The 12,600-nt window shown below is 40.5% G+C and carries 17 protein-coding genes; 14 read left to right on the forward strand and 3 right to left on the reverse strand.

Annotated features, from left to right (window positions below; translation table 11 throughout):
• The 3 genes from NDM98_RS14325 to yajC all read left to right on the forward strand — a co-directional run.
• A partial coding sequence (locus NDM98_RS14325; protein WP_251610374.1) for an S-adenosylmethionine:tRNA ribosyltransferase-isomerase occupies nt 1-127 on the forward strand: 127 nt, incomplete at its 5' end.
• 18 nt (nt 128-145) lie between these two features.
• Nucleotides 146-1,285: a tRNA guanosine(34) transglycosylase Tgt gene (gene tgt / locus NDM98_RS14330; RefSeq protein WP_251609187.1), complete on the forward strand. Its 1,140-nt coding sequence runs from the start codon at nt 146-148 to the stop codon at nt 1,283-1,285.
• Between the two features lie 94 nt (nt 1,286-1,379).
• Nucleotides 1,380-1,637: a preprotein translocase subunit YajC gene (gene yajC / locus NDM98_RS14335; RefSeq protein ID WP_251609189.1), complete on the forward strand. Its 258-nt coding sequence runs from the start codon at nt 1,380-1,382 to the stop codon at nt 1,635-1,637.
• 51 nt (nt 1,638-1,688) lie between these two features.
• Here the strand turns inward: yajC and NDM98_RS14340 are convergent, their stop codons facing one another.
• Nucleotides 1,689-2,063 (reverse strand): TIGR04086 family membrane protein, encoded by a 375-nt coding sequence (locus NDM98_RS14340; RefSeq protein WP_251609191.1) that lies wholly within the window; start codon nt 2,061-2,063, stop codon nt 1,689-1,691.
• A 155-nt stretch (nt 2,064-2,218) separates the two neighbouring features.
• On the opposite strand from NDM98_RS14340, the gene NDM98_RS14345 reads away from it, so the two are divergent.
• Together NDM98_RS14345 and NDM98_RS14350 are read left to right on the forward strand one after the other, a co-directional pair.
• A complete protein-coding gene (locus NDM98_RS14345) occupies nt 2,219-2,668 on the forward strand; it encodes a YetF domain-containing protein (protein WP_251609193.1) in 450 nt (149 codons plus the stop codon).
• Nucleotides 2,669-2,753: 85 nt separating this feature from the next.
• Nucleotides 2,754-3,023, forward strand: coding sequence for a peptidylprolyl isomerase (locus NDM98_RS14350; RefSeq protein WP_251609195.1), 270 nt, complete (start codon nt 2,754-2,756; stop codon nt 3,021-3,023).
• A gap of 56 nt (nt 3,024-3,079) precedes the next feature.
• Here NDM98_RS14350 and NDM98_RS14355 read toward each other — a convergent pair whose 3' ends face one another.
• Nucleotides 3,080-4,069 (reverse strand): nuclease-related domain-containing protein, encoded by a 990-nt coding sequence (locus NDM98_RS14355; RefSeq protein ID WP_251609197.1) that lies wholly within the window; start codon nt 4,067-4,069, stop codon nt 3,080-3,082.
• 686 nt (nt 4,070-4,755) lie between these two features.
• Entirely contained in the window at nt 4,756-6,228 is a 1,473-nt protein-coding gene (gene spoVB, locus NDM98_RS14360; RefSeq protein ID WP_373370415.1) for a stage V sporulation protein B, read from the reverse strand.
• Between the two features lie 226 nt (nt 6,229-6,454).
• On the opposite strand from spoVB, the gene NDM98_RS14365 reads away from it, so the two are divergent.
• From NDM98_RS14365 to NDM98_RS14390, 9 genes are all read left to right on the forward strand, one after another.
• Nucleotides 6,455-6,742, forward strand: a complete 288-nt coding sequence (locus NDM98_RS14365; RefSeq protein WP_251609200.1) for a post-transcriptional regulator — start codon at nt 6,455-6,457, stop codon at nt 6,740-6,742.
• Between the two features lie 76 nt (nt 6,743-6,818).
• Nucleotides 6,819-7,238, forward strand: coding sequence for a hypothetical protein (locus NDM98_RS24150; RefSeq protein ID WP_307728844.1), 420 nt, complete (start codon nt 6,819-6,821; stop codon nt 7,236-7,238).
• Nucleotides 7,183-7,533: a SecDF P1 head subdomain-containing protein gene (locus tag NDM98_RS24155; protein WP_307728845.1), complete on the forward strand. Its 351-nt coding sequence runs from the start codon at nt 7,183-7,185 to the stop codon at nt 7,531-7,533. Before NDM98_RS24150 ends, NDM98_RS24155 begins: the two co-directional genes overlap by 56 nt.
• Nucleotides 7,534-7,585: 52 nt before the next feature.
• Nucleotides 7,586-7,876, forward strand: a complete 291-nt coding sequence (locus NDM98_RS24160; RefSeq protein ID WP_307728846.1) for a hypothetical protein — start codon at nt 7,586-7,588, stop codon at nt 7,874-7,876.
• 58 nt (nt 7,877-7,934) lie between these two features.
• Nucleotides 7,935-8,120, forward strand: a complete 186-nt coding sequence (locus NDM98_RS24165) for a hypothetical protein (RefSeq protein ID WP_307728847.1) — start codon at nt 7,935-7,937, stop codon at nt 8,118-8,120.
• Nucleotides 8,110-9,051, forward strand: a complete 942-nt coding sequence (secF, locus tag NDM98_RS14375) for a protein translocase subunit SecF (RefSeq protein WP_251609203.1) — start codon at nt 8,110-8,112, stop codon at nt 9,049-9,051. The genes NDM98_RS24165 and secF overlap by 11 nt, the downstream gene beginning before the upstream one ends.
• Before the next feature lie 121 nt (nt 9,052-9,172).
• A complete protein-coding gene (locus tag NDM98_RS14380; RefSeq protein WP_251609206.1) occupies nt 9,173-9,493 on the forward strand; it encodes a LapA family protein in 321 nt (106 codons plus the stop codon).
• Nucleotides 9,494-9,556: 63 nt separating this feature from the next.
• Nucleotides 9,557-11,923 carry a single-stranded-DNA-specific exonuclease RecJ gene (gene recJ, locus NDM98_RS14385; RefSeq protein WP_251609208.1) on the forward strand — a complete coding sequence of 789 codons (2,367 nt, stop codon included), beginning with the start codon at nt 9,557-9,559 and terminating at the stop codon, nt 11,921-11,923.
• Nucleotides 11,923-12,435, forward strand: a complete 513-nt coding sequence (locus tag NDM98_RS14390) for an adenine phosphoribosyltransferase (RefSeq protein WP_251609210.1) — start codon at nt 11,923-11,925, stop codon at nt 12,433-12,435. The genes recJ and NDM98_RS14390 overlap by 1 nt, the downstream gene beginning before the upstream one ends.
• Nucleotides 12,436-12,600: the final 165 nt, after the last annotated feature.

Consider the following 12,600-nt stretch of genomic DNA (forward strand, 5'->3'; position numbering starts at 1 on the left):
CAAGTCAACCCTTGTGATGCTAGTAAGTGCGTTAGGTGGACGAGAAGCCATTTTACGCGCGTATGCACATGCGGTACAAGAGAATTATCGCTTTTTCAGCTTTGGCGATGCTATGCTGATTAAGTAACAAGAAAGGGATATGAGTATGTCTGCTATTAGGTATGAACACATCAAAACATGTAAGCAATCAGGAGCTAGACTTGGCCGAGTCCATACACCACACGGGACATTTGAGACACCAATGTTTATGCCCGTTGGAACGTTGGCTACGGTCAAAACGATGAGTCCTGAAGATCTTCATCGTATGGATGCTCAAATTATTTTAAGTAATACGTATCATTTATGGCTTCGTCCTGGACATGAGATTATTCGTGAAGCAGGTGGCCTACACAAGTTTATGAACTGGGATCGTCCGATTTTAACAGATTCTGGCGGCTTTCAGGTATTTAGTTTGAGTAATTTGCGTAAGATTACAGAAGAAGGCGTAGAATTCCGCAATCATCTTAATGGAGCAAAGCTTTTTCTAAAGCCTGAAGGTGCAATGGAAATTCAAAATGCACTCGGTTCAGATATTATGATGGCTTTTGATGAATGCCCTCCATTCCAAGCTGAGCATGACTACATGAAAAAATCCGTAGAACGCACAAGTCGTTGGGCAGAGCGGTGCTTAGAAGCTCACGCTCGTCCGCAGGATCAAGGCCTCTTCGGTATTGTTCAAGGTGGAGAGTACGAAGATTTACGTAAGCAAAGTGCTCGTGACCTTGTTTCATTAGACTTTCCAGGTTATGCAATTGGCGGTTTATCCGTGGGAGAACCTAAAGATGTGATGAATAGAGCATTAGAATTCACAACGCCACTCCTGCCATTTGATAAGCCACGTTATTTAATGGGAGTTGGTTCTCCAGATTCACTTATTGATGGTGCTATAAGGGGAATTGATATGTTTGACTGCGTGTTGCCTACAAGAATTGCTAGAAATGGGACATGTATGACAAGTAATGGACGTCTTGTCGTGCGTAATGCTAAGTATGCGCGCGATTTTGGACCACTTGATGAGAATTGTGACTGCCATGTATGTCAGAATTATTCAAGGGCTTACATCCGCCACCTAATCAAATGTGAAGAAACGTTCGGATTTAGACTTACTACTTATCATAATCTACATTTCCTGTTAAACTTAATGGTGGACGTTCGCCAGGCAATTATGGAGGACAGGTTGCTCGACTTTAAAGAAGAATTTTTTGAGCAGTATGGTTTCAATAAGGCGAATGCTAAAAACTTCTAATTGTAAATTTGTGAAACAGATGATAGCCATATCGACTTTTGATGAGAGCGATGCAAGCTGACAATCTGGTACACCAGAAAGGGGGGAATTATAAATGGAACTAGCACCACTACTATCCATAGTTCTGATGATTGTTGTCTTCTATTTCTTTTTAATTAGACCACAACAAAAACGTCAGAAACAAGTACGTGAAATGCATAGCTCATTGCAACGTGGAGATAAGATTGTGACAATCGGAGGGCTTCACGGTACGATTGATGCGATTGATGAGGATACGGTTATTCTTCTAGTGAATGACAACCGTAAGCTTACATTTGACCGCGCTTCAGTTCGTGATATCGTTAGAGACTAGTAATAAGAAAAAGCACAAACCGGATAAGATCTGGTTTGTGCTTTTTTCTAGTTATGATTTCATGAGGTTAACCCCGATCATCCCACCAACTGCGCCTGTGAGTAGATAGCCGCCATGTAGCATAAACTGAGAACTTGTGAAGGCAACATCATAACCTAACGTTGAGATTAAATAAGCAACAAGGCTAAATAGAATGGCGGTTAAACCTCCTGCTAGCCAGCCCTTTGTTTTTGCCTTCGCTCCTGATACAAATCCACCAATGAACAAGCAGAAAAAAGCTAAAAATGTGATTAACCATTTTATTGAGTGTTCCGTATAGCTTGTCAGACTTAAAAAGCTTGCTAACAACAAACTGGCCAAGATTGCTCCTGCCATAATGACAACTAACCCACTAAAAACCGCCGGAATAAATGGACGATCATTCATTTGAGAGCCTCCCTTTGCTACATAGCCTATTGGTACAACTATATTCAGGCTTGACCAAGCTTAGAATGATTTTATGTAAAATATGTTTTTGGAAGATGCTTCATCACATGCTTTTAAGTAAAGTGGGGGACATTAGGAGCAAGAGGAGGCGGATTATGATGATTCATGAACTAGCAAGAGCTATTGCTATATTTGGCACACTTAGCTTATTTCAACTGATTGCAAGTCGAAACCATAGACACCCCCTGTTAGTCCTCAGCTTCACTGTATTCATTTTAATGTCCGGCCCACTCTTAAATACACAGCAAAATAGTATCCTGATTATCCTACTAAGCCTCATCAGCATACTTTTTATATATATGATCAAACGAATACGAAAGCAAACGACTGTAGAATTAAAAGAAACCGTAACTCCTGAACCAATGCCTTTACCAGTTATCATGGATGGTGAAATTCAATATTCACAGCTAGAGCAACTGAAACAAAATGAATTTTGGTTACGTAGGCAAATTAAAGACCTCGGTTACAGAGACATCAAACGGATCTCTTATTGCAGTGTACGTGGGGATCAGTTGTACTATATAGATGAAATGGACAAGAAATAGGTATATGCAGGAGGAGATGTGCGTATACCATTAAGCTATAAGTCCCATATGCTACTCATGAACGCTGATAATGAGGAGGGGAAATATGGGATCATCACTATACCAACAATGCTGCAACTATAAAGGCAGATACGTTAACATTCAGCATAAGAATGGTCAAAGCTATTACGGACGAGTAGTAGAAGTAGATGACAGACACGTTTATGTAGACATGGGACGTAACGGTAACGGTGGACGTGGTTACGGATATGGAGGCGGATATGGCTACTACGGTGGTTACGGATCCAACGTCGTACCATTTGCATTCGGTGCAATCGCAGGCCTTGCGCTAGCAGGTGCTTTTTTCTTCTGGTAGAAGAGTAGGTTTAAAATGCCGTGAGAGCTGAGCTCTTGCGGTTTTTTTGTGCTTTGTTAAGGGAGAAGAGGATATGGGATGGTGTAGGTGCGGTTTTTGTAGGTGCCGGTAAAAGAAGGACAGTTAGATGACAAAAGGGAGTGAGCAAGCTGTGGAGATTCTATTTTTAAAAAATGTCGTAAGCTACGATTTGTGATTGTGGGCTCTATTAAAAGAAAATAATCCTCTAAGCTTTGGAAGTGAGCATTCTTTGAAGTTTTACCGCACGTATCACATATCCAGACTCTTCTTCCTTTTTTACGTTGCATGCTAAGTTGCAGGCATGATGGACAATTGACACCGCATTCTAATTCAGTTGGCCCGATCTCGTATTTGGATAAGACTTCTATACTAGATTCAATGTGATTCTTTATTAAGGTTAAGACAAGCTCGTTTAATTTTTGGCTTGGTATACTGTGTTCTGGTTGTTTTCTCAAAATCTTTGATATTGAGTCAGGCAATCTGGCAGCATGAATAACTTGGTTCATCAAATGTTGATTAGTTGAGTCAACGACAATTCGAGTAGTAGGATCGCTAACAACAATTAAGTCAACCAATTGCAATAGTGGCCACTGATGAGAAGCAAGCCATTCTTTCAATTGATTCTTTTGCATTTGTGTTTGTAGGAGTGGGTAGTGGAAGACTTCTTCAGTAGTACGCGTAGTGCGAATCATTTGTTGAGTAAGCGGATTTAAGTAGAGGGATCCAGCAATATTTTTAACTTCTAAGATAATGATTAAAGATGGATTTATGAGAATCGTATCTATTTGAAAAAAATGTCCATTCTCACCTCTTAATCGAAGGTCATGTAAAATTGTAAGCTCCTTTTGCATCGACAAACTGTCTAAGTAAAAATCAAGTGACTTTTCACCTCGATATCCAATTTGTCTTTTAAGCAAGTCCTGTTTGATTAACGTAGCTTTAGGGTGATTCTCAGGTAACCTTCTCAATAAAGCTTCTAACTTAGAAATATACAGTGGCTTCGCTCTTTTTTTAGCAATTCTCAATTAATAACCTCCTTTATTTATGTGAATTTCGATAAAAATAGCTGTACTCCTTTATAAATTTAAAAAACATTTTAGAAGATTTAATACATCAGAAGAGGAGCAGATACATCGGCTAGAGTGAAAATACATCAGAAGAGGAGCAGATACATCGGCTAGAGTGAAAATACATCAGAAGAGGAGCAGATACATCGGCTAGAGTGAAAATACATCAGAAGAGGAGCAGATACATCGGCTAGAGTGAAAATACATCAGAAGAGGAGCAGATACATCGGCTAGAGTGAAAATACATCAGAAGAGGAGCAGATACATCGGCTAGAGTGAAAATACATCAGAAGAGGAGCAGATACATCGGCTAGAGTGAAAATACATCAGAAGAGGAGCAGATACATCGGCTAGAGTGAAAATACATCAGAAGAGGAGCAGATACATCGGCTAGAGTGAAAATACATCAGAAGAGGAGCAGATACATCGGCTAGAGTGAAAATACATCAGAAGAGGAACAGATACATCGGCTAGAGTGAAAATACATCAGAAGAGGAACAGATACATCGGCTAGAGTGAACATACATCGAAAGAGGAGCAGATACATCGTTTAGAAGAAAAATACATCGAGAAATGAGCCAATATTACAGCTAATTCAATATTAATGCTCATTCTCCAACCTCCACAAAGGTTAGAGAACAAGCTCATTTTTTAATTACTTTCCCAAACACCGCAAACCTCTTCACCTCACTTGCCTTCAGCAAATTCAACACAAACATCAATACAATGTAAATGCTGCCGGTCAAAGAGAGCTGGATCATTAGCTCGAGCAATGGATTGATTGCGAAATGAGCATACTTCTCGATCATCGTGCTTGCGTAAATGGTTCCTCCAATTAATACGACGAGCTTACCAATCATTTTTAGCTCGATGCTGAAGCCAGCGTTTTTGGCGATGGTTGCTAGGTGGAGCAGGGTGACGAGAACGAAGCCGATGACAATGGCTAGTGCTGCTCCCATGATGCCGAATTCCGGGCGGGTGGCGAGTACAAAGATGGCAGCGGTTTTTATGATGGCGCCAAATAAGCTGTTGTACATCGCTGGCTTGGCAAGGTCGAGTGCCTGAAGGGCAGCTTGCAGTGGACCTTGAATGTATAAAAAGAGGCAAAATGGCGCCATAATTTTTAGGAAGCCGGATGCTTCTGGTGCGTGATACATAAATGACATGATTTGTTCTGGATAAACGAGTAGGACAACCATGGCGAGTCCGCCGGCAATAAAGGAGAGGCGCATGGCTTGTTCGAGTCTGGCATGAATTAAGTGCTGTTGATTCTTAGCCGCTGCTTCGCTGATAGAGGGAAGCAGGGAGGTTGAGAGTGAAAAAGTGATGAAGGTTGGTAATGTTAATAACGGGATAATAAAGCCAGCAAGTTCTCCATATTGTTTGGTTGCAACAATGGTTGCGACACCTGCGATGGCTAGGCTTTGTGCGACAATAATAGGTTCAAAGAAAAGTGAAACGGTTCCGATTAAGCGGCTTCCTGTGGTGGGTAGGGCAATTTTCAAAAGTTGTTTTGATGTTTGTTTGCCTTCGCCTAAATACGCGAAAAACTTTCGGCGTAGCTTGAAGCTTTTTTTTCGTTTGAATAAAAACAGCATGTAGATCAGTGAGACAAATTCACCTGCGATTACAGAGAGCATCGCTCCTGCAGCGGCGTATTCAATACCTAGAGGTAAAAAGGCAGTGGAAAGCACGGCGACCAGCGTGATTCGGACAATTTGCTCAAGCATTTGCGAGTAGGCAGTCGGTTTCATATTTTGTCTACCTTGGAAATAGCCTCGCAGAACAGCGGAGACAGCGACAATTGGAACAATTGGTGCAACAGCAATCAGAGCATAATAGGCTCTGGAATCAGTTAATAGGTGAGATGCTACGTATGGTGCGGTTAAGATCATCGTTGTTGTAAATACTGCGCCAAGGCTAATGGTTATGGCAAGTGAAACCACTAAGATTTGTTTAATCTTGCTTGTTTCACCTCGTGCCTCGGCTTCTGCAACAAGCTTAGAAATCGCAACAGGAAGGCCCATTTGTGTTAACGTTAATATGAGAAGCATGGTTGGTACCGCCATCATATAAAGGCCTACACCTTCAGAGCCCATGATGCGTGCCATTACCATACGATTAATAAATCCAAGAATTTTGGTGACAAATCCAAGCCAAAATTAAGATGATCGTTCCCTTTAAAAATGTTTGTTTAGACATTGGTCACCCTGCTCTCTTAAAAAAATGATGGAAATTTTGTTTGATTATTTATATGCTTAGAGAGTGGTCAAGCATGACAAGTCGTTTGATACCCAAGTCTATTTTCTTGAACAAGGTACAAATAGAAAGAAGGATGATCAAATGGGAGAAAAGCAGCAGTTTGAAGTTTGGAAAGATGATATGGAGCCCGTTCTAGTAAGTAAGGTAGAAGAGTTTCATATGCTTGGATATGATAAAGCGACAAAGGATGAGATTTGGCGGTGTGTAACTGAACGACTACACAAGAAAAAAAGCTATGTACCTTTTTATACATTTACGGATGAATTATTAAATTTAAAAGTAAGTGTGTACATGACTTGGTTGACTGTGAATTCATATAAGGAACCAGAGAATTGGTTTTCTGACTTTGAAGAAGTAGATCAAAACTAGTCAATTTTTCGATTTTAACAAGAATGTGGTAGGATAGACAGAACGGTGTTTTATACATAAGGAGGCAAAGAAAGAGATGGTTAAAAAAGGCCGCATCTTTGCTTTTTTTCTGATTGTACTTGTTTTTGCTGCGGTGATTTCAACCACAGTGATGAGTATAACTAAGGAAACAAAGCTAGGGCTTGATCTTCAAGGGGGCTTTGAGGTTCTTTATGAAGTCACTCCAATTGATGATACGGAAGAAATAACTGAACAAACCTTATCGGCTACAGTAACGGCTTTAAATCAACGGGTGAATGTACTTGGGGTTTCTGAGCCTGTTATTCAAATCGAAGGAGACGATCGAATTCGTGTGCAGCTTGCAGGCGTAGAAGATCAAGAAACGGCTAGACAGCTGCTTGCAACAGAGGCTGAATTAACGTTTCGAGACGTAGACGATAATGTTTTACTTGATGGAAGTGACCTTCAACAAAACGGGGCAGCTTGGACAATTTGATCAAAATAATCGTCCAATTGTTACATTAAAATTAAAGGATGCCGAGCGATTTGCTGAAGTAACAGGTGACCTTTTACAAAGACCACCAGGTGAAAATGTATTAGTTATTTGGTTGGACTTTGAAGAAGGTGATTCTTATATGGAAGAGGCTACACAAGCTGAGCCGAAGTATCTGTCGGCAGCAAGTGTAAGTCAGGTTATTAATAGTCAGGATGTTCAAATTACGGGGGACTTTACACCTGAAGAAACAAAACATATCTCTGAAATCTTAAATGCTTGGGTCACTCCCGGTTAAGCTTGATGAGATGTTTTCTAATTCCGTTGGGGCATCTTTAGGTGAAAAATCGATGACTCAGACCGTTTATGCAGGTCTAATTGGGATTGGATTAATCTTTATCTTTATGCTGGTTTATTACCGTTTCCCAGGTTTTATTGCGGTTATAACGCTTAGTGTATATACGTATTTGGTTCTACTCATTTTTAATTTAATGAATGCAGTGTTGACATTGCCTGGTATCGCAGCCCTTGTTCTTGGTGTAGGTATGGCGGTCGATGCCAATATTATTACCTATGAACGGATAAGAGAAGAGCTTCGAGCAGGAAAGTCTACGATGTCTGCATTTAAGGCTTGGAACTAGACGATCGTTATCGACGATTCTAGATGCAAATATAACGACCATTTTAGCTGCAAGTGTCATGTTTTATTTTGGGACAAGTTCAGTGCGTGGTTTTGCGATTGTGCTTATTATTAGTATCCTGACTAGCTTCTTGACAGCTGTTCTTGGTTCGCGTTTATTGCTTGGCATGTGGGTCAGCAGTAAATTCCTTAATAAGCGACCAGGTTGGTTTGGAGTAAAGGAGCGTGATATTGATGAGCTTTAATGATCGAAAGTGGAATCTAGATTTTATTACGCACCGAAATAAATTTTTTGCATTCTCTATTATTTTTGTTATTGCTGGTATCATTTCTTTGTTTACACTTGGTTTAAATCTTGGGGTCGACTTTGAAAGTGGTTCGAACATTACGATTGAAACAAATGAATCCTTAACCAATGAGCAGATTCAAGATGATTTTGCTGCTATAAATGAAGACTACTCACCAACGATTACGTTGGCAGGGGAAAATAATGAGATTGCTACAGCAAGGTTTATTGATGTTTTAAATAATGATGAAGTTGCTGAAGTACGGGCATACTTCCAAGAAACGTATGATGCTGAACCTACTGTTAGTACAGTATCACCTCAAGTGGGGAAAGAGCTTGCTCAAAATGCCATATATGCGGTTTTGATTGCGTCACTTGGTATTGTCATCTATTTGGCTATTCGCTATGAATTTTTATATGGCGCAGCTGCAATTGTTGCTCTTCTCTACGATGCATTTTTTATCATTGCACTGTTTAGTTTTCTGCAAGTCGAAGTGAATGTACCGTTTATTGCGGCTGTTTTAACGGTAGTCGGGTATTCAATAAATGATACAATCGTAACCTTCGATCGCATCAGAGAAAACGTGAAGAAGGCGAAAGTTATCAAAGGTTTTGATGACTTGGCGAAAATTGTTAACACTAGTTTAATTCAAACGATTTCTCGTTCCATTAACACGGTTTTAACTGTTGTGTTTGCTGCTCTTTCATTGCTACTATTTGGTGGAGATGCAATCTTCTCATTCTCATTAGCATTAGTAATTGGATTAGTAGCAGGAACGTATTCTTCTATGTTTCTTGCGGCTCAATTGTGGTTGGTATGGAAAGCTCGTTATATTAAGAAACAGCGTTTAAAACCAAAAAACCCTTCTGAGGAAGAACCGATTGTGTAGATTTATGTGGGCTGGTTGAATAAACCAGTCCATTAATTTTTATCTATTAGGTTTTAAAATTAAGGTATTAAGGGTATTTACTAAGAGTGTGAATGTGTTTGATAAATAAGGAGTGAGATAGATGAGAGGACAAAGTGCATTTATTATTGGTATTATTGCCGCTATTATTATTGCTGTGTTTGCCGTTATTAACGTTGACGCAGTGCCGGTAAATTATTTATTTGGTACGTCTGAATGGCCGCTTATCCTTGTAATACTAGGTTCTGTATTTTTAGGAGCAGCTGTAGCCGGTGCCATGGGTATGGTTCGAATCTTAAAACTTCAATCAGAAGTGAAACGACTTCGCGCAGGTAATAGCATTAGTGGAAGTAGTTCTGACACGACAACACCACCGCGTAGCACAAAGTCAAAGACACCAGCAACGGATTCTACGAAACAGTAAAACAGGTACACATTGTCACCCCTTGCTCCCTCTTGTATAATAGGAGGGTCAAGGGGTGAAGTTATGTTAAAGCCACGAGCAAGATGGCAGGTTCAAACTCAGGATCAGACCGAGATTGACGCTCTTGCACAGAGCTGCCAACTTCCGCCGTTAGTTGCTAAACTTTTGTTGAATCGTGGAATGAGAGAGCAAAAGGATGTGCAACGCTTTTTAGATAAAGATGGATTAGACTTTTATGATCCTTATTTAATGGACGGAATGAGAGAAACGGTCGATCGAATACATCAAGCAGTAGAACAACAAGAACATATTGTCGTTTTTGGAGACTATGACGCAGACGGGGTTAGTAGCACGGCTGTGTTAATGCATGCCCTTATAGAAATTGGAGCAAAAGTGGAATACTATGTTCCAAATCGTTTTACTGAAGGCTATGGACCAAATGAACCCGCGCTTAGACGAGCAAAGGAAGAAGGTTGCGGTCTAATGATTACGGTGGACACAGGAATTTCTGCCGTTCATGAAGCGGATGTTGCAAAAGAGATTGGGTTAGATTTTATTATTACTGATCACCATGAGCCTCCGCCTGTGTTACCGGATGCCTTAGTTATTTTAAATCCAAAAAAGCCGGGCTGCCCATATCCATTTAAATCTCTAGCAGGTGTAGGGGTTGCTTTTAAGCTTGCTCATGCCTTGTTAGGTCGTGTGCCTGTGGATTTACTTGATATCGCTGTGATTGGCACGATCGCAGATTTAGTTCCCTTAGTAGATGAGAACCGATTGATTGCTCGATTGGGGTTAGAAGCACTCCAGGGATCGGAAAAACCGGGTCTAATGGCAATTAAAAAAGTATGTGGCTTTGGTGCAGATGCAATGGAAGCGGATCATGTTGGATTTGGTATTGGTCCTAGGATGAATGCAGCAGGTCGTTTAGATTCTGCAGACCCGGCAGTTGACCTCTTGCTTGCAGAAGATGCAGAAACCGCGACAAGTCTTGCTGAAGGTATTGATCAGTTGAACAAAGAAAGACAGGCCATTGTCAATGAAATGACCAAGGATGCGATTGAGTTTGTTGATGAATCGTATCCAGTATCTGAGAATAATGTATTAATTGTCGGAAAAGAAGGTTGGAATGCCGGGGTCATTGGTATCGTTGCATCTCGTTTGGTGGAGCGTTATTATCGCCCAGTAATCGTGATGAGCTTTGATTCTGAAAAAGGAAAAGCCAAAGGTTCGGCAAGAAGTATTGAAGGGTTTAACATGTTCCAAGAGCTCTCAAAAAACCGTGATATTCTGCCGCACTTTGGTGGTCATCCAATGGCAGCTGGTTTAACAATGGACTTGGATCTGGTAGATGAGCTGCGAGATCGTTTGCATAAGCAAGCAGATGAAGTTTTAACTGAAGAGGATTATAGTCCAATTGCCAAAGTTGATGTATTGGCACGTGTGGATGAAGTGACACTATCTGTGGTGAAGCAGTTAGAGAAGCTGGCTCCATTTGGAGTTGGTAATCCGAAGCCGAAAATTATGTTTGAGAATGTTCATTTAGGACAAATTAGGCGTATAGGTAGTGATTCCTCGCATCTGAAGTTAAGCTTAACGGAGCACGGTGCCACGCTTGATGGCATAGGGTTTCGAATGGGGCATCTTCATGAAGAAATCACACGTGCGGCGGCTGTTCAAGCTTTAGGGACTCTGTCTGTGAATGAGTGGAACGGGACAGTTAAACCACAACTCATGCTTGAGGACCTTGCTGTTCCAGAGTGGCAGCTTTTTGACTGGAGAAGCTTAAAACCGCCGCGTATTGAAGAGCGAGTTCATGAACTTTCTTCAGATAACATGGTCTGTGTTGCTTTCCGTGGAGAGGAATCAGAGTCATTAGTATCTGGATTACCCATCGTTCACACAGAATCGTTTCAATGGACACAACATTCTTTAACAGACAAATACTTAGTTTTATTAGATGTTCCAAGAGAACAGAAACAGCTTAAGGAATTGTTTGAGAAAGCAGGAAAACCAAGTCGGGTTTACTCGATATTTTATCAAAAAGAAGATTCATTTTTCTCTTCTAATCCATCAAGAGACGATTTTAAATGGTTTTATGCGTTAATTCGCCAACGACAACAGCTGCCATTTAAAAAACAACAAAAACAAATTGAACATCATAAAGGTTGGTCTTCTGGCACCGTTCAATATATGGCGGATGTGTTTGAGGAACTTGGTTTTATCGAGTGTTCAAACGGGGTTGCAGTTGCTGCAGCACAGCCATCAAAAAAGGACTTAACGCAATCCTTGATTTACCGCAGTAAATTAGAGCAAGCAGATTTAGAAAATGAGTTTGTCTATTCATCGTATGATCAATTACGAAACTGGTTTGAGGCAGCATTCACTGTAGCCGATGAAGCCAACCATAATGTGAAGGAGCAAGTATAATGGACTTTAAACAATATATTACAATCGTAGAGGATTACCCAAAAGAAGGCATTCGTTTTAAGGATATTACAACATTAATGCAAGATGGACCTGCATATAAGGCAGCCATTCAAGAGCTTGGAAAATATGCTGCAGATCTTGATGCAGATGTCATTGTTGGGCCAGAGGCAAGAGGTTTTGTTGTAGGTTGTCCATTAGCGGTTGAAATGGAAAAAGGATTTGTTCCGGTACGTAAAGCTGGTAAGCTTCCTAGAGAAGTACTTTCGGTTGATTACGGTTTGGAATATGGAAAGGATAGCTTAACCATTCATAAAGATTCCATTACAAAAGGACAAAAGGTCTTAATCACTGATGATCTTCTTGCAACTGGTGGTACAATTGAGGCGACAATTAAAATGGTTGAAGAACTAGGTGGAGTGGTTGTAGGGATTGCCTTCCTTATTGAATTGTCATACTTAAACGGACGTGATCGTTTAGCAAACTACAATACATTCAGCTTAATGACTTATTAATTTATCAAGAGAATGACTTGCGATTCGTGCGAGTCATTCTTTTTTTACCCTATTCTGCCTTAAAATACAGAAAAAAGGGTGAATTCCAGTCTTAATGGACACATCCGCCAAAATTCTTCAGTATATGACTTTACAGAGGTGGTTGAAATCAAGGATAATAGGAGG

The sequence above is a fragment of the Alkalicoccobacillus plakortidis genome (genome assembly GCF_023703085.1).
GTDB lineage: Bacteria > Bacillota > Bacilli > Bacillales > Bacillaceae_D > Alkalicoccobacillus > Alkalicoccobacillus plakortidis.

Coding starts and splice junctions, on each gene's coding strand:
- yajC (WP_251609189.1), top strand. CDS start 1,380: ATGGAACTAGCACCACTACTATCCATAGTTCTGATGATTGTTGTCTTC.
- NDM98_RS24150 (WP_307728844.1), top strand. CDS start 6,819: ATGGTTAAAAAAGGCCGCATCTTTGCTTTTTTTCTGATTGTACTTGTT.
- spoVB (WP_373370415.1), bottom strand. CDS start 6,228: ATGGTAATGGCACGCATCATGGGCTCTGAAGGTGTAGGCCTTTATATG.
- NDM98_RS14380 (WP_251609206.1), top strand. CDS start 9,173: ATGAGAGGACAAAGTGCATTTATTATTGGTATTATTGCCGCTATTATT.
- secF (WP_251609203.1), top strand. CDS start 8,110: ATGAGCTTTAATGATCGAAAGTGGAATCTAGATTTTATTACGCACCGA.
- tgt (WP_251609187.1), top strand. CDS start 146: ATGTCTGCTATTAGGTATGAACACATCAAAACATGTAAGCAATCAGGA.
- recJ (WP_251609208.1), top strand. CDS start 9,557: ATGTTAAAGCCACGAGCAAGATGGCAGGTTCAAACTCAGGATCAGACC.
- NDM98_RS14345 (WP_251609193.1), top strand. CDS start 2,219: ATGATGATTCATGAACTAGCAAGAGCTATTGCTATATTTGGCACACTT.
- NDM98_RS14390 (WP_251609210.1), top strand. CDS start 11,923: ATGGACTTTAAACAATATATTACAATCGTAGAGGATTACCCAAAAGAA.
- NDM98_RS14365 (WP_251609200.1), top strand. CDS start 6,455: ATGGGAGAAAAGCAGCAGTTTGAAGTTTGGAAAGATGATATGGAGCCC.
- NDM98_RS24160 (WP_307728846.1), top strand. CDS start 7,586: ATGACTCAGACCGTTTATGCAGGTCTAATTGGGATTGGATTAATCTTT.
- NDM98_RS14350 (WP_251609195.1), top strand. CDS start 2,754: ATGGGATCATCACTATACCAACAATGCTGCAACTATAAAGGCAGATAC.
- NDM98_RS14340 (WP_251609191.1), bottom strand. CDS start 2,063: ATGAATGATCGTCCATTTATTCCGGCGGTTTTTAGTGGGTTAGTTGTC.
- NDM98_RS24165 (WP_307728847.1), top strand. CDS start 7,935: ATGTTTTATTTTGGGACAAGTTCAGTGCGTGGTTTTGCGATTGTGCTT.
- NDM98_RS24155 (WP_307728845.1), top strand. CDS start 7,183: ATGTTTTACTTGATGGAAGTGACCTTCAACAAAACGGGGCAGCTTGGA.